General features: G+C 43.2%; 20 protein-coding genes. 11 read left to right on the top strand and 9 right to left on the bottom strand.

Annotated features, from left to right (window positions below):
- Positions 1-20: 20 nt before the first annotated feature.
- Entirely contained in the window at positions 21-1,766 is a 1,746-nt protein-coding gene (locus HUW51_RS04210) for an amino acid permease (RefSeq protein ID WP_185272748.1), read from the bottom strand.
- A gap of 111 nt (positions 1,767-1,877) precedes the next feature.
- On the opposite strand from HUW51_RS04210, the gene HUW51_RS04205 reads away from it, so the two are divergent.
- Both HUW51_RS04205 and HUW51_RS04200 read left to right on the top strand, forming a co-directional pair.
- Positions 1,878-2,276 carry a hypothetical protein gene (locus HUW51_RS04205; protein WP_185272747.1) on the top strand — a complete coding sequence of 133 codons (399 nt, stop codon included), beginning with the start codon at positions 1,878-1,880 and terminating at the stop codon, positions 2,274-2,276.
- A gap of 351 nt (positions 2,277-2,627) precedes the next feature.
- A complete protein-coding gene (locus HUW51_RS04200) occupies positions 2,628-4,307 on the top strand; it encodes a PAS domain-containing protein (protein ID WP_185272746.1) in 1,680 nt (559 codons plus the stop codon).
- A gap of 7 nt (positions 4,308-4,314) precedes the next feature.
- Here the strand turns inward: HUW51_RS04200 and HUW51_RS04195 are convergent, their stop codons facing one another.
- Positions 4,315-5,496, bottom strand: a complete 1,182-nt coding sequence (locus HUW51_RS04195; protein WP_185272745.1) for a sensor histidine kinase — start codon at positions 5,494-5,496, stop codon at positions 4,315-4,317.
- A gap of 249 nt (positions 5,497-5,745) precedes the next feature.
- Between HUW51_RS04195 and hemA the strand changes: the two genes are divergently transcribed.
- The 3 genes from hemA to HUW51_RS04180 all read left to right on the top strand — a co-directional run bounded on the left by hemA (position 5,746) and on the right by HUW51_RS04180 (position 8,560).
- Positions 5,746-7,026 carry a glutamyl-tRNA reductase gene (gene hemA, locus HUW51_RS04190; RefSeq protein ID WP_185272744.1) on the top strand — a complete coding sequence of 427 codons (1,281 nt, stop codon included), beginning with the start codon at positions 5,746-5,748 and terminating at the stop codon, positions 7,024-7,026.
- A gap of 614 nt (positions 7,027-7,640) precedes the next feature.
- On the top strand, positions 7,641-8,270 hold the full coding sequence (locus tag HUW51_RS04185; protein ID WP_185272743.1) for a TM2 domain-containing protein: 630 nt from the start codon (positions 7,641-7,643) through the stop codon (positions 8,268-8,270).
- An 11-nt stretch (positions 8,271-8,281) separates the two neighbouring features.
- Positions 8,282-8,560, top strand: coding sequence for a DUF2752 domain-containing protein (locus HUW51_RS04180; protein ID WP_185272742.1), 279 nt, complete (start codon positions 8,282-8,284; stop codon positions 8,558-8,560).
- Positions 8,561-8,634: 74 nt separating this feature from the next.
- On the opposite strand, the gene HUW51_RS04175 is transcribed toward HUW51_RS04180, so the two are convergent.
- Positions 8,635-8,949, bottom strand: a complete 315-nt coding sequence (locus tag HUW51_RS04175) for an ArsR/SmtB family transcription factor (protein ID WP_228466929.1) — start codon at positions 8,947-8,949, stop codon at positions 8,635-8,637.
- Between the two features lie 125 nt (positions 8,950-9,074).
- On the opposite strand from HUW51_RS04175, the gene HUW51_RS04170 reads away from it, so the two are divergent.
- Positions 9,075-10,169, top strand: a complete 1,095-nt coding sequence (locus tag HUW51_RS04170; protein WP_185272741.1) for an anhydro-N-acetylmuramic acid kinase — start codon at positions 9,075-9,077, stop codon at positions 10,167-10,169.
- A gap of 333 nt (positions 10,170-10,502) precedes the next feature.
- Here the strand turns inward: HUW51_RS04170 and HUW51_RS04165 are convergent, their stop codons facing one another.
- Together HUW51_RS04165 and HUW51_RS04160 are read right to left on the bottom strand one after the other, a co-directional pair.
- A complete protein-coding gene (locus HUW51_RS04165) occupies positions 10,503-11,768 on the bottom strand; it encodes a PepSY-associated TM helix domain-containing protein (RefSeq protein WP_185272740.1) in 1,266 nt (421 codons plus the stop codon).
- Between the two features lie 86 nt (positions 11,769-11,854).
- Positions 11,855-14,335: a TonB-dependent receptor gene (locus HUW51_RS04160; protein ID WP_185272739.1), complete on the bottom strand. Its 2,481-nt coding sequence runs from the start codon at positions 14,333-14,335 to the stop codon at positions 11,855-11,857.
- Positions 14,336-14,564: 229 nt separating this feature from the next.
- Here HUW51_RS04160 and HUW51_RS04155 point away from each other — a divergent pair, with 229 nt between their 5' ends.
- Complete coding sequence (locus tag HUW51_RS04155) at positions 14,565-15,200, top strand: alpha/beta hydrolase (RefSeq protein WP_185272738.1); 636 nt, start codon at positions 14,565-14,567, stop codon at positions 15,198-15,200.
- A 99-nt stretch (positions 15,201-15,299) separates the two neighbouring features.
- Here the strand turns inward: HUW51_RS04155 and HUW51_RS04150 are convergent, their stop codons facing one another.
- Positions 15,300-17,729, bottom strand: a complete 2,430-nt coding sequence (locus tag HUW51_RS04150) for an outer membrane beta-barrel family protein (protein ID WP_185272737.1) — start codon at positions 17,727-17,729, stop codon at positions 15,300-15,302.
- A gap of 903 nt (positions 17,730-18,632) precedes the next feature.
- Positions 18,633-20,438, bottom strand: a complete 1,806-nt coding sequence (typA, locus tag HUW51_RS04145; RefSeq protein ID WP_185272736.1) for a translational GTPase TypA — start codon at positions 20,436-20,438, stop codon at positions 18,633-18,635.
- Between the two features lie 265 nt (positions 20,439-20,703).
- On the opposite strand from typA, the gene msrB reads away from it, so the two are divergent.
- The 3 genes from msrB to HUW51_RS04130 all read left to right on the top strand — a co-directional run bounded on the left by msrB (position 20,704) and on the right by HUW51_RS04130 (position 22,172).
- On the top strand, positions 20,704-21,252 hold the full coding sequence (gene msrB / locus HUW51_RS04140) for a peptide-methionine (R)-S-oxide reductase MsrB (RefSeq protein WP_185272735.1): 549 nt from the start codon (positions 20,704-20,706) through the stop codon (positions 21,250-21,252).
- 259 nt (positions 21,253-21,511) lie between these two features.
- Positions 21,512-21,781: a hypothetical protein gene (locus HUW51_RS04135; RefSeq protein ID WP_185272734.1), complete on the top strand. Its 270-nt coding sequence runs from the start codon at positions 21,512-21,514 to the stop codon at positions 21,779-21,781.
- 4 nt (positions 21,782-21,785) lie between these two features.
- Positions 21,786-22,172: a hypothetical protein gene (locus HUW51_RS04130; protein ID WP_185272733.1), complete on the top strand. Its 387-nt coding sequence runs from the start codon at positions 21,786-21,788 to the stop codon at positions 22,170-22,172.
- Positions 22,173-22,198: 26 nt separating this feature from the next.
- Here HUW51_RS04130 and HUW51_RS04125 read toward each other — a convergent pair whose 3' ends face one another.
- On the bottom strand, positions 22,199-23,482 hold the full coding sequence (locus HUW51_RS04125; RefSeq protein WP_185272732.1) for an erythromycin esterase family protein: 1,284 nt from the start codon (positions 23,480-23,482) through the stop codon (positions 22,199-22,201).
- Positions 23,483-23,740: 258 nt separating this feature from the next.
- Between HUW51_RS04125 and HUW51_RS04120 the strand changes: the two genes are divergently transcribed.
- A complete protein-coding gene (locus HUW51_RS04120) occupies positions 23,741-24,262 on the top strand; it encodes a GNAT family N-acetyltransferase (RefSeq protein ID WP_185272731.1) in 522 nt (173 codons plus the stop codon).
- Between the two features lie 215 nt (positions 24,263-24,477).
- Here HUW51_RS04120 and HUW51_RS04115 read toward each other — a convergent pair whose 3' ends face one another.
- Positions 24,478-25,215 carry a DUF4197 domain-containing protein gene (locus HUW51_RS04115; protein ID WP_185272730.1) on the bottom strand — a complete coding sequence of 246 codons (738 nt, stop codon included), beginning with the start codon at positions 25,213-25,215 and terminating at the stop codon, positions 24,478-24,480.
- Positions 25,216-25,222: the final 7 nt, after the last annotated feature.

Below are 25,222 nucleotides of genomic sequence, written 5' to 3'. Positions count from 1 at the left end.
GAATTTTTAAAAATTTACGTTTACGACACTGCTTTTTTATGTAGCTTACTGTGGCGGTAACTGTAGCTAAAGTAAATAATTAAGCCCAAAGCCAGCCATAATAAAAAACGGCTCCAGTTGGTAATACCCAATTCCGTCATCAGGTATAAATTAGTGAGCAGGCCCAGCACCGGAATTAACGACAAGTTTTTGGTGAAGGCGTAGTAAACTAAGATCAGGCAAACCAGTAAAAAGCCGTACATCGGTAAGCGATGTTTCACAACTTCCCAACCTGCATTGGTCCCATCGCTTAAACTAAAAAATTGCTTTACTCCCGTTGGGTTAAAATACAAGGCCAGCACTACACCTAATAACAAGAGCACGGGCAGCACAAACTTAGAATTGTAATAAGGAACCCGAAAACCTCTGGTACCGGCGGGCCGCTCCTGGTTTTGATCGATGAGTAAAACCCCGCCGCAAACCAGCACAAACGCGAACAAAGTACCAATACTGGTTAAATCAGTAACTTCGGTCAGGTTCATAAACAAAGCCGGAATACCTACCGCCATACCCGATACAATGGTAGCAAAGTAAGGTGTTTTAAACTTCGGGTGAATTTTAGAAAAAGCTCCGGGTAAAAGCCCGTCACGGCTCATCGACATCCAGATACGGGGCTGCCCGATTTGGAACACCAATAATACGCTGGTCATGGCCACTACTGCGCTAAAAGCCACAATGCCCGAAATAATATTTAAATCTAACCGCTCAAAAACGTAAGCCAAAGGGTCGCCAATGCCCAGTTCGGTGTAGGGTACCATACCGGTTAAAACCAACGTAATAGTTACGTACAAAAGCGTACAGATAATTAAAGCGTAGATCATGGCTTTGGGCAAATCGCGCTGTGGGTCTTTACATTCTTCGGCGGTAGTAGAGATGGCATCGAACCCGATGTAAGCAAAAAATACCGCCGAAACGCCTTTTAGAACACCACTAATACCATTAGGTGCAAACGGACTCCAATTGGCCGGTTGCACGTAAAAGGCTCCCACTACAATTACCATTAATATTACCAGTAACTTAAGCAATACTAACAAATTAGCCGTTTGCTTTGATTCTTTAATACCCACATAAACCAGGTAGGTAATAATAATCGTAATGAACAAAGCCGGAATATCGGCAATCACGCGTAGGGAGCCCAGCATGGGTGCTTGCTGCCAGGCGGCATAAGCATCTTGCACGGTAGGCGTAGCATCGGCTATTGTTTTGCCTTGGGCCAGTAACTCTAGGGCCGCCGTGTGTCCTCGGGCCGCCGACAGGTAATCCATGGTAAGATACATAGGAACATGTATACCAAAGCCGCTTATAAAAGAAGTTAAATAATCTGACCACGAAATAGCTACCGCAATATTACCAATGCAATATTCCATTAATAAATCCCAGCCAATAATCCAGGCTACTACCTCCCCAAAAGAAGTATACGCGTAGGTATAGGCGCTGCCCGAAACTGGCACCGTAGAAGCAAACTGCGCGTAACACATTGCCGAAAAAGCGCAGGCAATAGCCGTAAACACAAATAAAAGCGAAACAGCCGGGCCGCCGGCCGCGCTGGCATTGCCAATGGTGCTAAAAATACCGGCCCCAATTACGGCCGCTATGCCCAAAGATGTTAAATCGCGTAAGGTAAGATTGCGGACTAAACCGCCAGTGGTATGTAAAGCTTCTGTTCGGTCAAATTCCGCCACAATAGAAGCAATATCTTTTTTACGGAAAAGATTTTTTAAATTCATAAGAAGTAAGTATGGGCGAAAATTACGAAATATTTAGGTAGCAGCGGTAAAACTATTATCTTGTCAAATAACTAAATGGTATTTTTAAATTTTTTACTTAGGCTATTCCGTATGATTGCTGCTGATATTTTCAAAAAGCTCCGCCTGTTTGCTAACCAGAAAAAATTAATTGTAAATGCCCCAACGGAATTCTTAAAATTGCTGGCCGATGTGGCTTTTGACACGCACACAGATCCGTTAAAAACGGGTACTTACGATTTTATCACGGTATTTGGGGTAAATCAGGAAGAGCTAAGCCAAGGCCTGCAAGCAGTGTCGGTGGCGGGTATTTACGATTGCCTGTTTTGGGCCTGCTACCCAAAAGGTACCGGAAAAATTAAAAGCGATTTAAAAAGAGAAGTGGTTTGGGGTTTAGTAGACCAACATGGGCTCCAGTGTGTTTCGCAAATTGCCATCAACGAAACCTGGTCGGCGTTGCGGGCCCGGCCTGCCGAGGCGGTAGGCACCTAACCGTTATTTACCTGCTCTTGTTTTTTTTATTAAAAAGCACCCTTTCAGCAAAGTAATCAACTTTTCTGTTAAACAACATTTATTAGCTACTTACTACCTACTGGGTAAATACTTAACATTCGCGTAAATACCCAAATTTTAAAAATACCGAACAAGCAAGCGTTTGAAATTTTATATAAACCTAAACCGAATTATTTTAATAGTTCCTGGTGTTAAGCAAATATTACTCTACAGGAACTGGCTGAATTGTTGGATTTTAAAGAAATATTTTTCTCTGTTCTGGTTTGCTCGCCGAACAACTAACTTAATATCTGAAATTTTAAAAATTTAAAAAATTAACTGCCGGGCCAGATGAATAAAGAATTGTGCCAAAACGCCCTTGCTCGCTTAACGGCCCTGCTGATTACCGATGCCGACGGAAACATAGCAGAAGTAAACGATTATTTCTGTGAACTGTCGCAGTACGCCCCCGACGAATTAATCGGGCAGAATATCCGCTTTATTTCCTTAGACTTTTCGTTCATCCCGTCTGGAGCAAGTAGTCCGGTGTGGCGGGGTGAGCTTAAAATAAAAAGAAAAGATGAAAGTTGGGGCTGGCTATGTACCGCAGTAACCGCCCTTACCGATGCAACCGGCCAGGTAGTGGGTTTTTTAAGTAGCAGTTTGGATATAAGCGCGCAAAAAGCTGAAGAAGTACAGATGCTGCAGCAAATTCAGAAGAACAATTTTATGATTGAACATCACGCCGACGCTTACGTGAGTGTGGATGCTGGTTGGTTGATAACTACCTGTAACAATAAAATGGCTCAAATTTTGGGCATGACTCCCAAAGAAAGTGTGGACCTTTATTTTCTGGACTTGTTTTTGGCTGGCACCAATGCCCACGATAAATGCGAAAATTTAAAACAAGCTTTAGACAACCAAGAGCCGGCTACTTTCGATGTGTTCTGTCCGGGGCGTAAAGTTTGGTTCGAAGTAAACGTTTATCCCGATGGTGAGGGTGTATCTTTGTCGTTTCGGGATATTACCGAAAATAAGCTGGCCGATGAAAAAATTAAAAAATCGGAGCAACAACTACGGGCTATTTTGCAGAGCACCGTATCGGCTTTCTTTTTTCTGGACCCCGATATGCGCGTGATTAGTTTTAACGAATGGGCCCGCCAGAACGTTAAGCGCATGTTTAACCAGGATTTACAGGAAGGCGATGATATCCGGATGTATAGTTTTGATTCCAATGCTCAGGCAATTACTGATTCTTTTCAGAAAGCACTGGAAGGCAAACCGGTTGAAATAGAACGGAAAATTTGGGTGAATGGCACTGTAGAGTGGTACTGGATGACCTACTTTCCTGTTTTTGGGGAAGATGGCGAGATAATCGGGGTGGTGCTAAACGCGGCTAGTATTAATAATCTTAAATTTTTCGAAAGCGAAACCCTCCGAATGAACGAACGGTTTCAGTTGGCAGCAAAAGCTACCAACGACGCTCTTTATGACTGGAACATTGAGCAAAATATGGTGCACTGGTACGAAGCTTTTTATAAGATGTTTGGCTATTCATTGCACGAAGTAGAAAGTACCTTAGATTGGTGGGCTGATCGCATTCATCCGGAAGAAAAAGAACTTGTTGTAAATAGCTTAAACCAAGCCCTCGGGGATAAACAAATAAACTGGAGTGCCGAGTACCGTTTTTTATGCCGCAATAATACCTATAAGTACGTTTTTGAACGGGCCTATATTGTTTATTCTGAAACGGGGGTACCTATCCGGATGATTGGCGCCCTGCAAGACATTCAGCGGGGCAAAGAGCATGAGCTAAAGATTAAACAACAAAACGAACAACTGCGCGAAATTGCTTTTTCGCAGTCGCACGAGGTACGGCGCCCGGTGGCCAATATTTTAGGTTTACTTAAATGCCTGAACAAAGATGATTTTGGCCCGCAAAACCAACAAGTATTGCATTTTCTGGAACAAACTGCCGGCGAGTTAGATGTTGTAATCCGTAAAATTGTAACTAAAACGTATTACACGTAGCACCGGGTTAGCGGTTTAGCATTACCCGGAACATGGTGCCTTTGCCTAATTCCGACCACTTTACGTACAACCGGCCCTGGTGGTAGTTTTCGATGATACGCTTCGCTAAAGCCAAGCCCAAACCCCAGCCGCGTTTTTTGGTAGTATAGCCCGGTAAAAAAACATCTTTTAGCTTACTTTTGGGAATACCCTTGCCGGTGTCTTTAATATCAATGGCTACGTTGCTTTTATTTTTACCAGCAAAAGATAACCGCACGTCAATGCTGCCTTTGCCCTCCATGGCATCAATGGCGTTTTTACAAATATTTTCTATTACCCATTCAAATAACGGAATATTTACTTTTGCCGGGGTATCGGCCGGGAAATCGGCGCTGACGGTAAAATCTACTTTTTTAGAAACGCGGTTTTTTAAATAACTAATAGCATTTTCGGTTACCCGTAAAATATTCTCGTCTTTTAAAGCGGGCACTGAGCCAATGTTACTGAACCGTTCCGTTATAATTTCCAGTCGGCGCACGTCTTTCCCTAATTCTTCCACAATAGGCTCGTTCTGAAAAGTAGGGCTGGCTTTTAAATATTCGTACCAGGCCATTAACGAAGAAAGGGGAGTGCCTAGCTGGTGCGCGGTTTCTTTGGCCAAACCAACCCAAACCCGGTTTTGCTCGGCTTTGCGCGAGTAACTAAAAGCAAAATAAGCCATTAAAGAAAAACACGCAATTACCGTGAGTTGCACGTACGGATAATAGCGCAACTGCGAAAGAACCACCGAATCTTTGTAAAAAATATAGCTTTTGGTATTACCGCCATAGTCTACCGGAATAGGGCTGTGTTGCTCTTTCATAATCTGGAGCTCGCGGCGCAGCAATTCTTGTTTGCGTTCTTCGGTAATATTTTTAGAAAATGGTATATTCCGCGATGATTGCACATTTAACTGGGCATCGGTTAAAATTACCGGTATGGTTTTATTGGCTTCAATTATTTCGGAATAAATAAAAACCATGTTTTCATCCGATTTGGTATCAATGGTAAATTGCAAGCCTCTGGCGTACAGGCCAATAAGTTGCTTTTCGCGCTCCGATAATTTGCTTACCAGAATATTGCTGTAAATTACCGAAATTGCCCCTATCAGTAAGGCAATTACAACGATTACTAATTTTAATCTGGTTTTTTTGGAATAAATTGGCAGCATTATTTGTTGATATTTCAGCCTCCTTTATAATTAGCTAATAACTAACAATAAAGCAGGGGCGATTTATAAACGAAAGTTACCAGAAAAACAGATGCCTGCTAATAAAAAAAATATTTACCCAAGGCAACGGTTAGTACCTGTAATAACGTTACAATTTAAAATCGTTATAAATAAACTGGGTTTTTGAACACATCGTTTTTATTTTTATAAACCGTAATGTAATTTTGCGCGCTAGTTCTTACCTCCATTATGCTTCAAAACTTTAAAGCAGTAACGTTATCGTATAAAAAGGCACCGTTGGATATCCGCGAGCTGATTGCTTTAGACGAGAATTCTTGTAAGCAATTCCTGGAAACCCTGAAAGACTACATTCAGGCTTCTGATCTGCTCATTTTATCTACCTGTAACCGTACCGAGATTTATTACACTGCTGACTCGGATTACAGTGCCGAAATTGTCAAGCTTTTAGGTGTTACCAAAGGCATGACCAACATAGCTCAATACCTCGATTACTTTACTATCATTAATAGCCATGCCGATGCCGTACAACATCTCTTTGAGGTGGCTATGGGCTTGGATGCCCAGGTAGTCGGCGATATTCAAATTTCTAATCAGGTAAAGCAGGCCTACCAATGGTCGGCCGATAAAGGTACCGCCGGGCCATTCTTGCACCGGTTGTTGCATACCATTTTCTTTACCAACAAGCGCGTCGTGCAGGAAACTTCTTTCCGCGATGGGGCTGCTTCTACTTCGTACGCCGCTATTGAGTTAGTAGAAGAATTAACCGCCGATATTGCTAATCCTAAAATACTGGTGGTAGGTTTAGGCGAAATTGGTGCGGATGTTTGCCGGAATTTAAAAGAATCGCCTTCCTTTACCGATATAACTATTACCAATCGCACCGAGGCAAAAGCCCGCTTGTTAGCCGATGAATGTCAGTTACCGGTATTGCCCTTCGAAGATATTGTACAAGGTTTGAAAGAGGCCGATGTTATTATTTCTTCTATCTCCCGCGACTTGCCGTTTTTTACCACCGAAATGGTAAAACGCTTAAATGTGTTATCCTATAAGTTTTTTATTGATTTAGCGGTACCCCGGAGCATCGAAGCCGAAGTAGAAAATATTCCTGGTGTGTTGGTATACAACATCGATACCATTCAGAATAAGGCATCCAAAGCATTGGAATTACGTTTAGCTGCTATTCCGAAAGTGCGGGAAATTATTGCCGAATCGATTGAGCAATTTAATGACTGGTCGAAAGAAATGATGGTTTCGCCAACCATTCATAAATTAAAAAATGCTTTAGAATCTATCCGGCAAGAAGAAATGGCGCGCCATTTAAAAAAGCTTAGCCCCGAAGAAAGCCGTCGCGTAGATGAAATTACAAAATCAATGATGCAGAAGATTATAAAGCTGCCGGTGTTGCAATTAAAAGCTGCCTGTAAACGTGGCGAAGCCGAAACATTAATTGATGTATTAAACGATTTATTTGATTTAGAAAAACAACCCGCTGATCAGAGTCAGCACTAAGTATAATAAAGTTACCTATAAAACAAAAGCGGCCTGAATGAACCAGGCCGCTTTTGTTTTATAGGAAGTTGAAAAAGTAATTGTATTCAGACACATCTATTTACCTGCCCGCATCTTTATTTTTAAAAAAAGCTACGTACTTACTCGTATTGTTTTAAGGAGCCGTTGCAACTAGTTTTACACCTGTAAAAGTAAAATACTTAAACAAATTGGTGGAGTAACTCTATTTACGTGGTTTGATAGATTGGTTAGTAGCTATTAGTTTTTTATCTAAAACCTACCTTAAAGGTTAAGGTATACCTTGTTTTTAAAAATTTTAACTCAGAAAAGTTTAAATTTTAATTTGTATAATGCACATTGTAAGAAATTTATATATTTGAAGAAAACCTAATAAAATAAAGTAACTGCCTATGTAACAGCCCTAACTATACCAAACCCGACGCTTCTTCTATTTTAACCAGTAACACCGTAATTCTTGAATCGGTTACTGTTTGCACAACCTAATCTAACCTTTTTTATAGTACTTTTTAAGGCCTCTTTTCAGAAGCACCAGATGCCTTTATGTATTTTTTTAAAAATTAAACATTTAAACCAGATTAATTCTATCCTATCCTATGAAATTGAGATTTTTATTCATCAACCTAATTGCGGTTCTGTTATTATCTGCTTGTGCCCGCGAAACGTATTATTTTCCTAAAGTAGGCGATCCTTACGGCAGTCACTATAAAAAAACGGTGCCGGTAACTCCGGCAACTGAAAACAGCGAAAATGTAGTAACCGCTGACGAATTGCTAGCTCAGCCAACTCCGGAGAAACCAGTTAAAGAAGAAACAGCCTTAACGGCTTCTACCAGCCGCGTAATTACGGCTACCAAAGCTAAAGCGCAGCCTCTTAAAACCTACACCGGCGAAAAAATAACCAAAGCAGCCCAATTAAAAGCAGCTCTAAAAGTTAAAAAAGAAGTTAAAGCAATAGTTAAAGCGGCCGAGAAAAAAGAAAAAGCAGCAGAACCTGCCGCCGCTGCTGAAAGCGGAAAAAGCCAGTTAATTGCGGCTATCTTGGCGTTTTTTGTGGGTGCGCTGGGTATTCACCGTTTTTATTTAGGCTATACGGGTATTGGTATTGCCCAGTTATTAACTTTAGGTGGTTGCGGTATCTGGGCCCTGATCGATCTTATCCGGATTTTAATGGGTGATTTAAAACCGAAGGATGGCGATTATTCCGAGAAGATTAATGATCTTTAATTTTATCTAGAATGTTAAGGTACGTTAAAATCGCGGGTTATATAGTGGTGCCGGTTGTCTTGTTGCTTTTGCCTGCCGACCAGTTTGATACCGGTACATCGCTTTGTTTAAGCAAGCTATTGTTAAATAAGGCGTGTTATGGTTGTGGTATGGCCCGGGCCATTATGCACCTCATTCATTTTGATTTTAGCGCCGCGTTTAGCTATAATAAATTATCGTTTATTGTTTTTCCGTTACTGGCTTATTTATGGGGGCAATCTTTTTTTAAAGAAGTAGCCCGGGTCCGGTAAGTAAAAACCGATTTGAATAAAATAAAAAAGGATTGCATTACGCAATCCTTTTTTATTTTAAGCTAGTAGTTTAACTAAATATCGGTGCAGCATTCTTCCAGGCAATCAATAACATCAATCAGCTTCGGAATAGACAGCGAGTAATAGATTTTAGTGCCTACTTTAAACGAAGACAAAACGCCTTTATCTTTTAAAGTAATTAAGTGCTGAGAAGCAATGGCCTGCGGTAAATCTAAATATTTATAAATTTCCGTAACCGTCATTTTCTCCTCTTTCCCTAAAAGATCAACTATCGCAAGGCGCTTCGGATGAGCTAACACCTTGAGCATCGAGGCGGCTTTGTCTATTTTTTTAGACTCCACTCTCGACAATAAATTTCTCATACTCATGATTAAAAAATTAAAACAAGTTCCTACATACAACACACAATTTTACACATCAATGGGATTCAAGTGCAATGAACACGAGCGCCATAATACGTTTCGTATTTACAAAAAAAGGCTACCTTTAACGTATGAATACTTACCATGTTATTGGGCTCATGTCGGGCACCTCTCTGGATGGAGTCGACTTAGCATACTGCATATTTACGAAAAAAAATCAAAATTGGATATATAAAATATATTATACTGCTACTTTACCATATACTTTTTTTTGGAAACAGCGTTTAAATGCTCTGATGGACGTTTCTGCCGAAAAATTTATTTTGGCTGATCACCAGTACGGAACGTATTTGGGGCACGCAGTAAGGGAGTTCGTTACTAAAAACGGGTTAACCCCCGACTTTATTGCCTCGCATGGGCATACCATTTTTCATCAACCCGATCAGCACATTACGCATCAATTAGGGCATGGCGCTTACCTGGCGGCCGCTGCCCAACTACCCGTAGTCTGCGATTTCCGGACGCTCGATATTGCCTTGGGGGGGCAAGGAGCGCCCCTGGTTCCTATTGGCGACCAGCTCCTGTTTAGCGATTATGATTGTTGCTTAAACCTAGGCGGGATTGCCAACATATCGGTACCTGGTGCCACGGGGCGCATTGCCTTTGATACGGGTGCCTGTAACATGTTATTAAACGCCTTGGCCAGCCAGATTAACTTACCTTTTGATGAAGATGGCCGCTTAGCCCGCCAGGGAAAAGTACAAACCGCTTTGTTAAACCAGTTAAATAGTTCGGCTTATTTTAAGGCGCCTTATCCCAAATCGTTGGGTAAAGAATGGGTAGACGCAAACACGTTACATTATTTACTGGCCGCGGATTGTTCTGTACCAGATAAGTTACAAACGGCCACCCACCACATTGCCTATCATGTTGCCGCTAGTATTAAAAAGGTTTTACCCGAAACTGGTTCGCGCCGGGTTTTAGCTACGGGTGGGGGCGCATTTAACATTTATTTAATCGAGCTGATTCAAAAAGCATTAGGCCCGGATTTTACGGTGGTAGTGCCGGATCCAGAATTGGTAAGTTTTAAGGAGGCTTTAATTTTTGCTTTTTTGGGAGTACTTCGGTGGCGCCAGGAACCAAACTGTTTAAGCAGCGTAACCGGAGCGCCGCACGACAACATAGGAGGGGCTATTTACTGGGGCAGCCGAAATCCTAAAGTGTAATATTTTTTAATTTTTTGCTTTTGTTAAGGGTGTTTTTAGAATCTGTTTCGCATTCAAAAATTTAGAAATTAAAGGTACTAACTGAAAGCGAGTAGTATTTTGTGGAGCTATCCCGTTTTGGTGGTGGAGACACCCCCAAAGGCGAAGGTTGGCTCTAGTTTTAGTTGCCTCTAGTTTTATAAAGGCTATACAGCTTCTTATTGGTAAGCAGCTACTAGCAACAATTTGGGAAGTAAATTTTTAAATTTTTCGGAATTGCTTATCGATCCAATTAAACAAAAAATCCAGCCGGTTTACACTAGCTGGATTTTTTGTTTATGTTAAAACGAACTATTATCTCGCTTGGGCTAAGGCTTTCTTTTTAGTTTTCTTCTTTTCTTTCCGTAGCCGGTTAATCCATAATATAACCCCCGTAATTGGGAAGGTAAAGCCCGCTAAGCAGGAAATAAAAGCAATGATGCGGCCGGGTAAACCGGCAATGGAACCCACGTGTACCGGGTAAAAAGTGCTTCGCACTCGTTGTCCTAAGTTTTTATCCTCAAATGCTACCTGCCCTAGTTTGTTACCGGAGTACTGATCCAAAAACAACTGACTGGTGGCGCGCTCGTGGGCCGCATCGGCCGGCATCACCATAACTGTAAAGGCAGCTTCTGCTTCGCGCGGACTGCTCAACTGGTAAAACTCGGCATTAGGTATTTGTTGCTGGGCAGTGACAAAAGCCTGATCAAACGAAATGGTTTTGGCTCCTTCCTGTACCTGCGAAATGGGGGGGTCGGGTTGTTCTTTAGTAGAGTTAGTGAGCGTATAAATACCATCATTAAACCACTCAAACGACCAGGCCAAACCAGTAAAAGCAAATACAAATAAAAAGATAGCGGTATAAAAACCAATAACAATGTGCCAATCGTGGTTGATGCGTTTCCAGCCGGCGTTCCACTTTAAGGTGAGGCGTTGCTTCAGAATTTTTTTGTTTTTGGGCCACCACAAAATAATACCGGTAATTAAAATAAACAAAAACACCACGGTGCTTACGCCCACAATCAGTTTACCGGGTTCTTGTACTAACAGCCAACGGTGCAACTCAAACATATTCCGGAAAAAAGCATTTTTTTGCGTAGAGGTAGCAATTAACTCTCCGGTGTAGGGGTTCATGAAAGCCACATTGCCGGGCCGACCGCCACCGCCTTTACCACCTTTACCATGACCGCCCTTTTCACCTTTACCGGCTTTTTCATTACCTTCTTTGCCTGCTGCTTTCGCTTTTTGCTCTTTGTTTTCCCGGCCTTTGTGTTCCCCTTTACCCGCTTCTTTGTTGCCGGGTTTTTCATCGGAGTAGCTTAGTTCTACGGTACGGGCAGGGTCGCTGTAAACTTTTACGCCGGCTACTTTTACACCCGGTTTTGCCTGGTTAAAATTGGCCAGTAATTGTTCGAGGGGTACGCGCTGGGTGCCGGGAGTTACTTTATAACGGTCCGGGTAAATGGCTTGCATCATTTCTTTCTCAAAAACCATAGCTGCTCCCGTAAAGCAAACTAAGCCAATAACCAGTCCGCAGGCCAGGCTCAGGTATAAGTGGATAGACCGAAAGAAGTTTTTCATTTGTTTAAGTTTGTTATAATGTCAGCGAAACAGCCAAGCCTACTAACACTAGTAGGCTTGGCTGTTTTAAAATTTTTAAAATTTAATTAAAACCGGAACGATACAGTTGTTACAAACTGGCGTGGTGGTATCGGATTCACGCTGTAGTTCTCGTGTACATAATAGTTGAGTTCGTTGGTAATGTTGGATATCTTACCCAAAATAGAGAACTGCTTGATTTGGTAACCTAGGCTTACATCCAAAGTAGTAAAACCATCTACCGGAATCAGGCGGCTGTAACCTGCTGGTAAACCATTAGCTTCGGGGTAGCCTACGGTGTTGTTCCAGCCAGCATTACGCTTACCAGTATAAAACCCGGATACACCTACTTTTAACCCTTTTAAAGCTGTATTCTGAAGGGTATAGAACAACGTGGCATTAGCGGTGTGTGCCGGGTTACTTACCAACCGTTCGCCTTCGATGTAGCTACCAGTTAAGCCCGAAGTTTTAGTATAGCGCATAAAGTTGTAGCTATAGCCTGCTAAAAAGTTTAAACCTTGGGTAATATTACCGCTTAAATCCAGTTCAGCCCCATCGCTGGTAGTTTGACCAGTTAATTCTTTGATATTTGTATCGGTGTTTACCGTAACGCCATCGGCCAGAAATTGCGCTTGCTGAGCCAGGTTGTTATTAATAATGCGGTACAAAGTAAAATTCGCTGATAATTTATCGTTGAAAAAGTCATTCTTAATACCCACCTCGTATTGGTCGATGATAGAAGGAGCCAGGTTTTGATTGAAAACATCCCGGCCGGTATTAGGCGTAAAGTTGTTGGAGTAGCTGGCGAATAAGGCCGTATTAGCAACTGGTTGGTAAACAAGGCCTACCCGCGGCGAAAAAGCCCGGTCGTAGCGGTCTGTGACTGTTGGGTTAGGCGTTTGGGCATCCGTAGCTACGTCGTAGGTTTTAGCGGCCACTGTTTTTTGGTACGACCACCGCAAACCAGCTAAAACTTTAAATTTTTCTGAAATTTCAATTAAATCCTGAACATAAGCCCCAAAACGGTAAGTAGGTGCTTCGGTGCGGGTAGTGTTGGTAGCTAGTGGTTCATCGGTGCGGGCAACAAATTTAGTTGGATTTAAAAGATTGATGGTGTCATACACGCCGCCTTTGCCCAAAGAAGCTATGTTAAAGGCGTTCGAAGTATTTAAGTATCTTTCAGCATCAGTACCTACTAATAATTTGTGCTCTATAGCGCCGGTGTTAAAGCTACCGGTTAAGTTAACTTGGCCGGTATAGTAATCTTCGGCAGTTTTAGACCGGGTTAATTTACGGCCCCAATCTCCTTTAGCATTGGCCTGGATACGTTCGGTAGAGAAATAATCGCGGTCGAAGGTTTGATTGGAACCCATAACGCTTAGTTTCCAGGCGTTGCTAAGTTTGTGGTTGATATTTACAGAAGTAGTACGTTGCTCCATTTCGTTATAAGCCCAGGGGGTATTAAAATAGCTGGACCGGGAAATAGAAGTAGGAATTCTACCATCTAAAGAGCCAATACCAAAATCCGGAGTTAAATCGGCTTTTAAGTAGTCGCCTTGCACTAAAATTTCGGTTTTAGCGCCTAGTTTATAAAGTAAAGAAGGATTTACGTATAATCTTTTAGATTCTACGCTCTTGCGATAGCTCTCAGCGCTTTCGTAGGTACCAATAACCCGGAAGGCTAAGTTTTTAGAGATCGGGCCGTATACGTCGGCAATGGGCTTCCAGAGGTTATAGCTGCCGGCCCGCAGCGAAACTTCGCCGCCGTATTCAAATTTTGGTTGTTTGGTAACCATGTTTATCACCGCGCCGCCGCTTACGTTACCGTACAGCAAAGCCGCGCTGCCTTTTAGAACTTCTACTTTTTCCAGGGTGCTGGCTTCCGGAATAGCGCCGGTATTTACGCGGGCCCCGTTTTTCATGATGTTGTTAGCGCCTAAGTTATAACCCCGGGCAAAGAACGTTTCGGAAGTGGTGCCGCGGGTAGTACCCAAACTAACGCCGTTTACGTTCCGGATTACTTCACTTAACTTAGAAGCTTGCTGGTCGGCAATTACCTGGCTGTTTACAATGGTAACACTTTGGGGTAAGTCCAAGGGAGCAATGGCAATTTTGCCCACTGTAACGGGAGTTTTGTTTTTGCTTCGGGTAGCAGTTACCATTACCTCGTTTAATTGCTGCGAGCTTTTAGGTAATGTAAACTCCACGGAACTGGTCTCGTTGGTGGTAACGGCAATTCGAATTTCCTGCGCCTCTAAACCAATAAAAGTTGCTACTAAGGTGTATTCGCCTTCTTTTAAATTCTTAATGTGAAACTTTCCATCTTCGGACGAAACAGCTCCTTTGTTGGTGCCTTTAATAAACACGTTTACAAAGCCAACAGGGTTGCCATCCGTAGAACGAACAATTCCTTTAACAGAACCGGTAGCTATGTTTTCACTTGCAAGGGCAAAATCTTGGGCAACAGCAGGAGAAAAATTAAAAGAAGAAAGAAGAAGAACAAATGCGCCTAATCGAAGAGACTTTTTAGAAAGATACGCGTGACCCATGGAGTATAGCAGTGAGTTTATTAAGATTAATTCTAAACTGATGCAAAGCAACTAGTAATTTAGAATCAATCCAAATAAAATTTAAATTTATTTTAATGCATAAGGAACTAAAATTGGTAATGCCCAAAAAGATGGTTTAAAACAAAGGTGTAGACTAGGTAAAAATTTAAAAAATATCTATACTGGAGTTAAGCTGTTATTTTCGGTCAGCTATAAAAAATTTAAAGATATGTATACCCACCAAAAAAGAATAGTTAGTGCCGGTAAACCTTTAATTGAAACTGGGAAAGCCATTATTTTTATTCATGGCCGCGGGGCTTCGGCCGAAAGCATCTTATCTTTAAAAGATTACCTGGAAGTAGATGCGTTTTCGCTTTTTGCGCCACAGGCTACGAACAACAGTTGGTACCCGTACAGCTTTATGGCCCCGGAGGAGCAAAATCAACCCGCTTTAGATTCGGCTTTAGAAATATTACAAGAACTGCTGACTAGTATTGTAAACCAGGGGGTAAGCAGTGAAAACGTGTATTTGCTGGGTTTTTCGCAGGGAGCTTGCCTAACCGCCGAATTTGCCACGCGCCATGCGCAACGCTACGGCGGATTACTCATTTTTACGGGCGGCTTAATCGGGCAACAGGTAAATACCAGCCGCTATGCCGGCGATTTTGCCGGTACCCCGGTATTAATAACCACCGGCGACCCCGACCCGCACGTACCCGTGAGCCGCGTAAACGAAACGATAAAAATTATTGAAGAAAAAGGGGCGCTGATAACTTCTAAAATTTATCCGCGGCGGCCGCATACGATTTTGCCGGAAGAAATGGAATTAGCAAAAGCTATTTTGCATAGTAATCAATCTAAGTAGTTTTATGATACTGGCGTTAAAGTGCAAAAATAAACCCGGTAGATGTTTAAAATCTGCCGGGTTAATTTTGCACTTTAAAAAAGTAAAAATTTAAAAAATTTAATTTTCGCTATCTAAAGGTCCTTTGGTTACTTTCTTGGCTTGGCGCAAACGATAGTTCAGGGTTAGATTAACTTGCCGTAAACGGCCCTGCGAATTGCTTTCGGTATAAAAGTTATCCCCCGCAAAAGTAGACCGGAACCGACGCGAGTTAAAAACATCAATTACGTTGAGCGTAAGGGTACCATTATTTTTTAAAATATCGCGGCTTAACGCTAAATCTAAAGCGGCTAAACCTTTTTGTTTGCCTTGAGGCATTTGTTGTGGCGCCTGGTAATTACCGCGTAATTGAAAATCGGTGTTTTTCCAGAGCGTAAACCGCGACGTTTTCCGGATGAACCAGCTATAGGTATCGCTTTGAAAATCTTCACTTAAATTTTTGCCGTCAATTACTGCCCGGAAAAAGTTAAAACTGCCGTCTATTTTCCACCAATCAAAAGGCGTGTACGACAAAGCAAACTCGGCCCCGTAAGAATCCTCAGTCGCCAGGTTTTCGGGCAGGGTAGTGGAATAGCCTTGCTCATCTACCCGCCGGATGCGCAGAATTTTATCGATGGTATAGCGATAGTAGATGGAAGAACTAAACGAACCTTTATCGAAGTACTTTACGTGCCCTAATTCGTACGCATCGGTAAATTCCGGATTCAAATCGGGATTACCGCTGAAAAAGTTACGGTTATCACTAAAGGTCATAAACGGGCTTAGATCGTTGTACTGCGGGCGGCGTACCCGGCGGCTATAACTTAATTGCAAGGCATTTTGCTTGGGTAAGTCGTAGGTCAGGTGCACGCTCGGGAACAGGTTCGCGTAGCTGCGGTCGTTTACCTGGTTGGTTTTTTTAAGGGTAGTCGTTACGCCGGTCCACTCGGCCCGGAGACCAGCCTGGTAGGTAAACTTTCCCGATTTGTTCCCCATAATACCATACAGCGCATTGATATTTTCTTCGTACAAAAAGTTGTTGGTTAAACTATCCAGTGGGTTCCAAGGGCCATCGGCAATTTGTTCGGTTACCGAAAAGTTGTTGGTCATGTCGCGGGAACTGCTGCGCAAGCCGGCTTCCAGCTTTCCGTCTTTCCCAAAAGGCTGCACATAATCAATCTGGGCCAATAACTGCTTTTCGGTTTCGTCGTTGAGCGATCGTTGCAGGATAAAAGGTACCGTAGATGGGTTGCCATCGGGGTTTAAAGTTTCTTGCCCGTAATACTGATCTGATTTCTCCCAGTTGTCCAGAAAGCGTAAGTCTACGTTCAGTTCGTGCCCTTCGCGGGTAAAACTTCTTTTGTAACTCAAAGCATATTCCGAGTTTGGTTCGGTTTCGGTTTCGTCTTGGGTCCGGTTGGTAATGCTTTGTAGATTGTTGGTATTCGACAGATAATCCAGGTATTTAATGTCTGAATAACGTTTGCCTTTGCTGAGGCGGTAGGTATAAGCGGCTGTTAAAACATTCTTCGGATCAAAGAAATAATCCAGCCCTGCCCGGGCGCTGTTGTTTAAGCCTTTTAATTTACTTTCGGAACGCTGGCGGGTAATAAAAGTAGAATCGTTGCGGTACACCTCTTGGTACAAAGAACTGCGGCCAGGTGCGTTGCGGTAAGAGGCCGTATAATTCACGAAAAAATTTAAATTTTTGCGCCGGTAGTTCACATTGGCACCCAGCCCGAAATTATCAGGGTTACCGGTTATTAGATCAAAAGAGCCGTTAATGCCTTCTTGCCGTTCTTTCTTCAGTACAATGTTAATAATACCGCCCATGCCTTCGGCTTCGTAGCGGGCCGAGGGATTGGTGATTACTTCCACGCGTTCGATGCTGCTGCCTTGAAGCTGTTGCAAACCGCTCCCACCTTTAAAACTTACCAATCCCGACGGTTTGCCATCAATCAAAATCCGGACGCTGCCACTGCCTCGTAAACTTACGTTGCCATCGCCGTCTACTGCTACCGAGGGTACGTTGTTTAAAATATCAGCGGCCGTACCACCCTGGTTAGCTAAATCTTTGCCTACGTTAAATACTTTTTTATCCAAGGCTAACTCCATCTGGCTGCGCTCGCCTTGTACCACTACTTCTTGCAGCATTTCGGCGCTGGTTTTAATGGTTAAAGCACCCAAGTCTACATCTTGCGCTACCACTCGCACGTTCGGCACCAGCCGCTCGCGGTAAGAAACCATACTGATTTTTAAATAATAATTCCCAGATTTAGCAGTCAAGGCAAATTTACCAGCTTCATCCGCCGACATGCCCGTTACCAGAGTAGAATCTGCGGATCGGTATAAACCCACGCTGCTAAACGGAACGGGCGCTTTCTGCCCATCCAGCACGGTACCTCGCACAAAAAAGGATCCATCCACAGGCGCCTGTGCCATTGCCGGGCCAGCAAGCAGCAGCAAGAACAAGCGGTAATTTTTTTTAATTAGAGTAAAAAATGGAATCATAAGGTAAAAGTAGATTTTAGGCAATTAAAGTTTTATAAATGTGGCGCAAGACTTTGAAGCAATTCTGAAGTTTTTACCAGAATTTAACTTTAGCGGAAAAATAAGAGGTAATTGGGGTTTGAATTGCGCAAAATAATGGTTGCACCGGATTAAACCTATACGCAGGGCTATCGGCATTAGAAAAATTTAAAAAATCTTACGTTTATGGTAATTGGCCTAAATGGACTGAGCTGGAAAAAATAATTCTTTGGAGACTTTTCAAGTCTCCGGACACAGGTTCCATCTAATATGAAAAGGCTGAGTTTGCCTCGTGGCCGGCGGGCCTCGTTTGGCTCTTTCGGGCTGGTCTAAGCTTGCTTTCCTCGTTCCTCGGAATTCTGCTGCGCAGAACCACAACCTTAGAAGGCCCTCCTGAGCCAAACTGTTGTCAGTTTTTCTTAGCCGCTGCTTTTCTGACTCGTATAGTTTAGATGGGGAAATGTAGAAATTATATTTACTATCTTCATCAGATACTAGAAGCAACAAAAATGAGCTTTCTAGTTCTGTTTTCTTCGTTCTTTATTTTGGTGAAAGTTGGTAGTAGCAGTCGCTAAAAGTAAACGACATCAGTTTGGCTGTGGAGCACCTGCTAGGGTTCCGGTTTTGCGCAGCAAAATTCCGCAGACGGAGTCGAGGAAAGGAAGGGTAGCAAGTGCGGAAGAGCCAAACGGGGCCCGCCGGCCATGAGGCAAACAGGTTACTTGTCAAACTAGATAGCACCTGAGCATGGAGACGGGAACCGGCTCTAAAGTAAAGCCGTAGTCAAAGCTCTTCCTATCAAAAGCTACTCAACAAAGGTTTTTGGTAAAATAAAAAGGGTGGCACTTTTCAGCACCACCCTTTCTAAAATCTATTTTTTAAAAATTATTCTTCTTTCCGCTCGTACCGTTTCCGATCGTTTTCGTCGAGGTAAATTTTCCGCATCCGGATACTCTTGGGTGTTACTTCCAGATACTCATCTTTCTGGATGTATTCCATGGCTTCTTCCAGGGAGAACTGGATTTTTGGTACAATCCGTACGTTGTTATCAGAACCGGAAGCCCGCATGTTAGTCAGCTGCTTGCCTTTCTGGATGTTCACAGTTAAGTCGTTGCCGCGGCTGTGCTCGCCAATTACCTGGCCCATGTACACATCTTCGCCGGGTTCTACGAAAAACACGCCCCGATCCTGTAATTTATCAATAGAATAAGCCGTGCCCGGTCCATTTTCCATCGCGATCAAAGAACCGTTAATCCGGCCCGGAATAGCACCTTTGTAAGGCTCGTAGCTCTGGAAGCGGTGGTTCATAATCGCCTCACCAGCCGTAGCAGTTAATACGTTGTTACGCAAGCCAATTAAACCCCGCGCCGGAATGTTAAACTCCAGGTGCTGCAAGTCGCCTTTCGGCTCCATAATGGTTAACTCGCCTTTGCGTTGCGTTACCAATTCAATTACTTTACCCGAGGTTTCTTCCGGCACGTCTACTACCAAGTGTTCAATCGGCTCGTGGCGCTGTCCGTCGATTTCTTTAAATAATACCTGCGGCTGACCTACCTGTAATTCGTAACCTTCGCGGCGCATGGTTTCAATTAAAACAGATAAGTGCAGAATACCCCGGCCATAAACCAGGAACGTATCTTCTTTATCGGTTTCTTCTACCCGTAAAGCCAGGTTCTTCTCCGTTTCTTTAAATAAACGGTCGCGCAAGTGACGAGAGGTAACAAATTTACCTTCTTTCCCAAAGAACGGGGAGTTGTTAATGGTAAACAACATGTTCATGGTTGGCTCGTCGATGGAAATCCGCTCTAGTGGTTCCGGATTTTCAAAATCGGCTAAGGTATCGCCAATATCAAAGCCTTCGATACCGGTTACGGCGCAAATTTCGCCGGACGAAACCGACTCTACTTTTACTTTGCCTAAACCTTCGAAAACGTGTAATTCTTTAATTTTTACCTTTTTAATGCTGCCATCGCGCTTGCATAAGCTCATGTTCGCACCTTCTTTTAAAGTACCGCGGTGTACCCGGCCAATAGCAATCCGGCCCACAAATGAGGAGTAATCTAAAGAAGTAATTTGCATTTGCGGTGTACCTTCGCGGGTAGGAGCCGGCGGAATTACTTCAATAATCGCATCCAGCAGCGGCGTGATGTCGTTGGTTTTTTCTTTCCAGTCGCGGCTCATCCAGCCTTGTTTCGAAGAACCGTACAGGGTTACAAAGTCTAACTGGTCTTCGGTAGCATCCAGGTTAAACATTAAATCAAATACCTGTTCGTGTACTTCGTCGGGGCGACAGTTTTCTTTATCTACCTTATTTACTACCACAATCGGTTTTAAACCCAACTGAATAGCCTTGCTCAATACAAAACGGGTTTGGGGCATGGCGCCTTCAAAAGCATCCACCAACAGCAATACGCCGTCGGCCATCTTTAAAACACGTTCTACTTCCCCGCCAAAGTCGGCGTGACCCGGAGTATCGATAATGTTGATTTTTACATCTTTGTAACGCACCGACACGTTTTTCGAAACAATGGTAATACCACGTTCACGTTCCAGATCGTTATTATCCAGAATCAGGTCGTCGAATTGCTGGTGTGCGTCAAATATTTTAGAGGCATGAATAATTTTGTCGACGAGCGTGGTTTTGCCGTGGTCAACGTGCGCGATAATCGCGATATTTCTGATACTTTGCATCGGTAATTTTATTGAAGCCGCAAAGGTACGGATTTTTAAATGAAATATGAAGGTTGCTGAATTTTAAGTTTCTAATTAACAAAATGATAATTTATCCGGTTCCGTTTAGAAGCGCTTGAATCAATCCGGAAGGTTAATTTTTTGCGTATATTTATATAAATAACCGGTTAATGATGTAGGCAGGAGGGAAGCGCAAATTAAATCTTATTCTGAAAACCAGTTTTTAATTAACTTGTTATTAACCAGGATTTTAAAAATTTAAAAAATGAAAGCATTTATATATGGCATTGCCGCACTTTTACTATCGGTAACAGCATGCGCCCAACATACCGAAAAAGCACCCTTGGGCGAAACTACCGCCGAATCGGGGCAGGCACCGGTACCTACCCAAAAAGTAAATAATTTAAATATAGCCGGTCAGCCCGCCAAAATTGTAAAGACCGATGCCGAATGGAAAGCTATTTTAACGCCCGAACAATATTACGTAATGCGTGAAAAAGGCACCGAGCGGGCATTTAGCGGGAAATACAACCACAACGTAGACAAAGGAATTTACAAATGCGCGGCCTGCGGTTTGGAATTATTTTCTTCCGAAACCAAGTTTGATTCCGGAACTGGCTGGCCTAGTTTCTATAAGCCGCTAAATAATAAAAATGTAAAAGAAAAGCGAGATACCAGCGATGGCATGGTGCGCACCGAAGTTTTATGTAACCGTTGCAACGGCCACCTCGGTCACGTATTCGATGACGGCCCCAAACCAACTGGCTTGCGTTACTGCCTCAACTCCGTTTCGCTGGCATTCGAGAAAAAGTAGGTTAGTCCATGGTCGACAGTCCACGGAAGTAGGTAATTAGTTTATTAGATGAATACTTACTAGGGCAATAAAAATTTTAAAAAGCACCTGTTATAAGCGGGTGCTTTTGTTTTTTAGTTTGGCCGGAAAAATATACGAATACCTCCCATAACTACCCTGCTTGAAATTTCTGTGAACTATAGAACGTCGACTATCGACTAAATAAACAATTCCGTTCCGGTGCGCGTACATCCAAGTCAGAACAAAGAAAATTTAAAAAATGGATAATTTAACTTCCCCTACCAATAACATCGAAAATACCACGAACCTGATTATGCAGGCTTTCCGGCATTTTAAAATTCAGGCCAACGAGGTACTAACCTACGAGCAGTTAATTCCTTACCTGGAAAAGCACGATGAGCACAATCATTTTAAAGACGTACAGCGCGACGCCGAGTATCATTTAATGAAAGAAGCACACGCTACTCCGGATGCTTCAGGTTTGCGCTTAACGCCTTTGGGTTATAACACATTGCAGGATAATAAATAAATTTATGCTGAGCACAACCAGTAACCCAAGCCCATTAACTACTAGTCGGATAAAGATTGTTTTTCAACTGGCTATAGCTGGCGTGGTAAGTTGCTGGTTGGCCGCTTGCAGTTCGGCGCGCGAAACCAGCGAAACTACCGATGAACCCATTGAAGTAGTTACCCAGCCGGGCACCATCCAAACGGACGAGCAACGCCAGCAAATTTACAATAACGCGGCGGGCGGTAACCCCAATCAACTACCCAAACCCAACCTGAACGATCGGGCCAGCGAAGTAAACCGCAAACGGAACATCGAAGATAACAGCACCGATAAACCGGCCATGACTCCCAATGAAGTACGGTCGCAGGAAATTATTCCCCGGACAGATACGATCCCCCGAACTCCCTAAATTTAAAAATTTTAAAAATTTTACAATTAAGTGCCCCAGGGATATAGTTCTGGTGGCTGGCGCGTGTCGCGGTAGTTATGGAGCGGATGTACGGCTTCGGTTTCGTCGATAAACAGGAAAGCATCGTAACGCTCCGGAATCCGGGAAGGTACGTAGTTGCCAAATGCTTCGAACTCGGGGTTATATACCACGCCAATAGCCCGGTGGCCAATGGGTTTTTGTAATTCTTCGAGCTTCCGTAATTCCTGGGTTAGCAAAAGTTTATCGCCGGGGCCAGCGTTATGTAAATGCGCTTCCCAACTTTTAGGCTTAGCGCGCGGTACTTCCATTTTTTGCATGGGAGCGCCCCATTGCCGACCCGCCATTACCGTACCCCAGTACGATCCAAAACCTACCAGAAAAGCATTTTCGCGGCCGTGTTCTTCCCGTACTAATTGGCCAATGTTTACCATACCGCTCCGGGCCATGTCGGTGGCACGGGCGTCGCCGATGTGTGTGTTGTGTTCCCAGATAATGGCTTTGGCATCCGGACCGTGTAAGGTCATCAGGCGATTCAGGGTTTCCATCATGTGGCGGTCGCGCACGTTCCAGGAACTGCCGCCGCCCCGGATCATGGCCCGGTAGTATTTTTCGGCATTTACGGCTACTAAGGCGTTTTGCTCTGCACCAAAGTTCGCTTCGCGGTCGCCAGAAAATTGCGGCGCGTTAGCAGTAATTTTTTGCAGCATTTCCAGTACTTCGTTTTCGCAGCCCTTATCCACAAAAGCAATGGCTTCGGCGTAAGCCTGCGGATCGTCGCCGAATGGCTCAAAACAACGAAAGGCTTTTTTAGCCGCTTCTACTGTGGTGCCGTCATTTTGCTCCAAATACTGCACAATCTGCTCCAGCGAATCCCAGAGACTGTACACATCCAGGCCGTAGAAACCGGCTTTTTTATCTATTGGTTGATTTTGGTTATGTTCCCGCAGCCATTCTACCAAAGCGGCTACTTCCCAGTTACCCCACATCCAGGTGGGCCAGCGGGTAAAATTTTTTAAAACATCCTGTACCGTAGTGCCCGCCTCAGGGTAGCCTTTTACAAACCGGTTCACCTGGTAGCAGTCCGGCCAGTCGCCTTCTACCGCAATGAAATCAAAATTTTTCTCGGTAATCAGCCGGCGCGAGATGGCCGTGCGCCAGGTATAATATTCGGAAGTGCCGTGCGATGCTTCGCCCAATAAAACAAAACGGGCATCGCCAATGGCATCCATCAGCACATCCAGACTTTGGGTATTTTCGAGCGGGTAATACGGGAGTTTGCTTTCTGCCATGGTACAACCGGTTTAAAATAAAGTAGGATAATTTTACCGGCTTTATAAGCAATTAGTTGTAGTAATACAGATAAATTTATGGCTTATTACACCTTAAGTAAATGGCTTTATTTTCTGGAAATTAATACAGGGAGAGGTATGAAATTAAAAAAGTATAACTTTTCGCTTTAGAACTGGTAGCTTAAGCCAATGTTCAGAAAACTGGCACCAACTAATTAAATAATCTCCTGTTCAATACAACTTTATAAATCGTAATTTATGATTGAATTAAGACCGGCGGAATTTTTGGATTACTCTGCCATTGCTCTCCTGCACGCCGCTAGCTGGCAGAAAACCTATCGGGGTATATATAGTGATAAGTTTCTGGACGAAAAAGTTGAAAAAGATCGGTTAGAACTTTGGTACCACAGACTTAACTCTCCTGCTATTGGCCAGCAAATTACTATAGCCTCACAGGATAACACTATGGTTGGTTTTTCATGTATTTACCTGGATGATGATTTAACCTATGGTACATTACTCGACAATTTGCACGTTGCAGCAAATTATCAGAAATCAGGTATTGGCAAATTATTGGTAAAAAACTGTGCAAAATTGATTTTGGAAAATAGTAAAAACCCAACCATGTATTTATGGGTATTTGAGGCGAACCAAAATGCAAGGCGGGTTTATGAGCGACTTGGTGGGGTAAATATGCAAATAATCGAAAAGCAAAATGAGGATGGAACAAAAGCAATAATATGCCGGTACGTTTGGGAAGACGTTACCTCACTCATTTAAAAAACTTTACCTAAGAGGTACTTTGTAAAAGGGGAACGGAATATCTGATAATTATAAATTAATAAGAATAAGGGAGGTTATTATGACAAGTAGCGATTAGAATGTCCGGCCTTCACAAAGCACCTAAATCACCCCCTAAAATTAAAAAGCTTCTGAAAACAAAAGCCTCCCGGATAACAGGAGGCTTTTAGTAAAATTAAAAAAATTAATCGAGTTTACGATTTGGCTTGTTTGGAGAATACGCGTTTTAATAAGTCGGTGGTACGGGCCACCGGGTTTTCGCGAATGTTGGCTTCTTCCTGGGCTACGAGTAAAAATAAACCGTCCATGGCTTTTTTGGTGGCGTAATCGTTCAGGTTGGGATTAACTTTTTGCACCAGCGGAATCGCGTTGTAGGCGTTCATCACATCGGTGTAATACTTGGTAGCGTAGGTTTTATCCAGCGATTTTTGAATGTGCGGGGCAAAAGCACGGTATAATTCATCAGAAGTGGTACGGCGTAAAAATTGAGTGGCCGCATCTTTCTCGCCAGTTAAAATATTCCAGACATCTTGAAAAGTTAATTTTCGAATAGCGCCCAAGAAAATAGGTTTAGCGGTTTGGGCGGCATCTTCGGCGGCGCGGTTCAGCGATAATACAAAATTATCTACCTGGCTACCTAAGCCCACGCTGCGTAAAGTGGTTTCTACGCGCTTAACATCTTCCGGAAACGGAATGCGTATTAACTGATTGCCAAAATAACCGTCTTGTTGCGAAGCCTGGGTAGCACCTTTGGCAATGCCTTGCGTTAAAGCTTCTTTTAAGCCACTGGCTACTTCTTCGGAAGTAAGGGGTTTATTTTTGTTTAAGGCTTCGTTAATCTGACCCGCACTAGGCAGGTTAACTAGTTGGCCGGAGCAGTTAAAAGAAAAAATCGCGACAAATAACAAAAGGTATACGGAAGTGGTTTTCATGCGGAAA

The organism is Adhaeribacter swui (assembly GCF_014217805.1).
Taxonomy (GTDB): Bacteria; Bacteroidota; Bacteroidia; order Cytophagales; family Hymenobacteraceae; genus Adhaeribacter; species Adhaeribacter swui.
The sequence above is the reverse complement of the archived record's forward strand: the minus strand, read 5'-3'. Positions and strand labels throughout refer to the sequence as shown.

Coding starts and splice junctions, on each gene's coding strand:
- HUW51_RS04210 (WP_185272748.1), bottom strand. CDS start 1,766: ATGAATTTAAAAAATCTTTTCCGTAAAAAAGATATTGCTTCTATTGTG.
- HUW51_RS04205 (WP_185272747.1), top strand. CDS start 1,878: ATGATTGCTGCTGATATTTTCAAAAAGCTCCGCCTGTTTGCTAACCAG.
- HUW51_RS04200 (WP_185272746.1), top strand. CDS start 2,628: ATGAATAAAGAATTGTGCCAAAACGCCCTTGCTCGCTTAACGGCCCTG.
- HUW51_RS04195 (WP_185272745.1), bottom strand. CDS start 5,496: ATGCTGCCAATTTATTCCAAAAAAACCAGATTAAAATTAGTAATCGTT.
- hemA (WP_185272744.1), top strand. CDS start 5,746: ATGCTTCAAAACTTTAAAGCAGTAACGTTATCGTATAAAAAGGCACCG.
- HUW51_RS04185 (WP_185272743.1), top strand. CDS start 7,641: ATGAAATTGAGATTTTTATTCATCAACCTAATTGCGGTTCTGTTATTA.
- HUW51_RS04180 (WP_185272742.1), top strand. CDS start 8,282: ATGTTAAGGTACGTTAAAATCGCGGGTTATATAGTGGTGCCGGTTGTC.
- HUW51_RS04175 (WP_228466929.1), bottom strand. CDS start 8,949: ATGAGTATGAGAAATTTATTGTCGAGAGTGGAGTCTAAAAAAATAGAC.
- HUW51_RS04170 (WP_185272741.1), top strand. CDS start 9,075: ATGAATACTTACCATGTTATTGGGCTCATGTCGGGCACCTCTCTGGAT.
- HUW51_RS04165 (WP_185272740.1), bottom strand. CDS start 11,768: ATGAAAAACTTCTTTCGGTCTATCCACTTATACCTGAGCCTGGCCTGC.
- HUW51_RS04160 (WP_185272739.1), bottom strand. CDS start 14,335: ATGGGTCACGCGTATCTTTCTAAAAAGTCTCTTCGATTAGGCGCATTT.
- HUW51_RS04155 (WP_185272738.1), top strand. CDS start 14,565: ATGTATACCCACCAAAAAAGAATAGTTAGTGCCGGTAAACCTTTAATT.
- HUW51_RS04150 (WP_185272737.1), bottom strand. CDS start 17,729: ATGATTCCATTTTTTACTCTAATTAAAAAAAATTACCGCTTGTTCTTG.
- typA (WP_185272736.1), bottom strand. CDS start 20,438: ATGCAAAGTATCAGAAATATCGCGATTATCGCGCACGTTGACCACGGC.
- msrB (WP_185272735.1), top strand. CDS start 20,704: ATGAAAGCATTTATATATGGCATTGCCGCACTTTTACTATCGGTAACA.
- HUW51_RS04135 (WP_185272734.1), top strand. CDS start 21,512: ATGGATAATTTAACTTCCCCTACCAATAACATCGAAAATACCACGAAC.
- HUW51_RS04130 (WP_185272733.1), top strand. CDS start 21,786: ATGCTGAGCACAACCAGTAACCCAAGCCCATTAACTACTAGTCGGATA.
- HUW51_RS04125 (WP_185272732.1), bottom strand. CDS start 23,482: ATGGCAGAAAGCAAACTCCCGTATTACCCGCTCGAAAATACCCAAAGT.
- HUW51_RS04120 (WP_185272731.1), top strand. CDS start 23,741: ATGATTGAATTAAGACCGGCGGAATTTTTGGATTACTCTGCCATTGCT.
- HUW51_RS04115 (WP_185272730.1), bottom strand. CDS start 25,215: ATGAAAACCACTTCCGTATACCTTTTGTTATTTGTCGCGATTTTTTCT.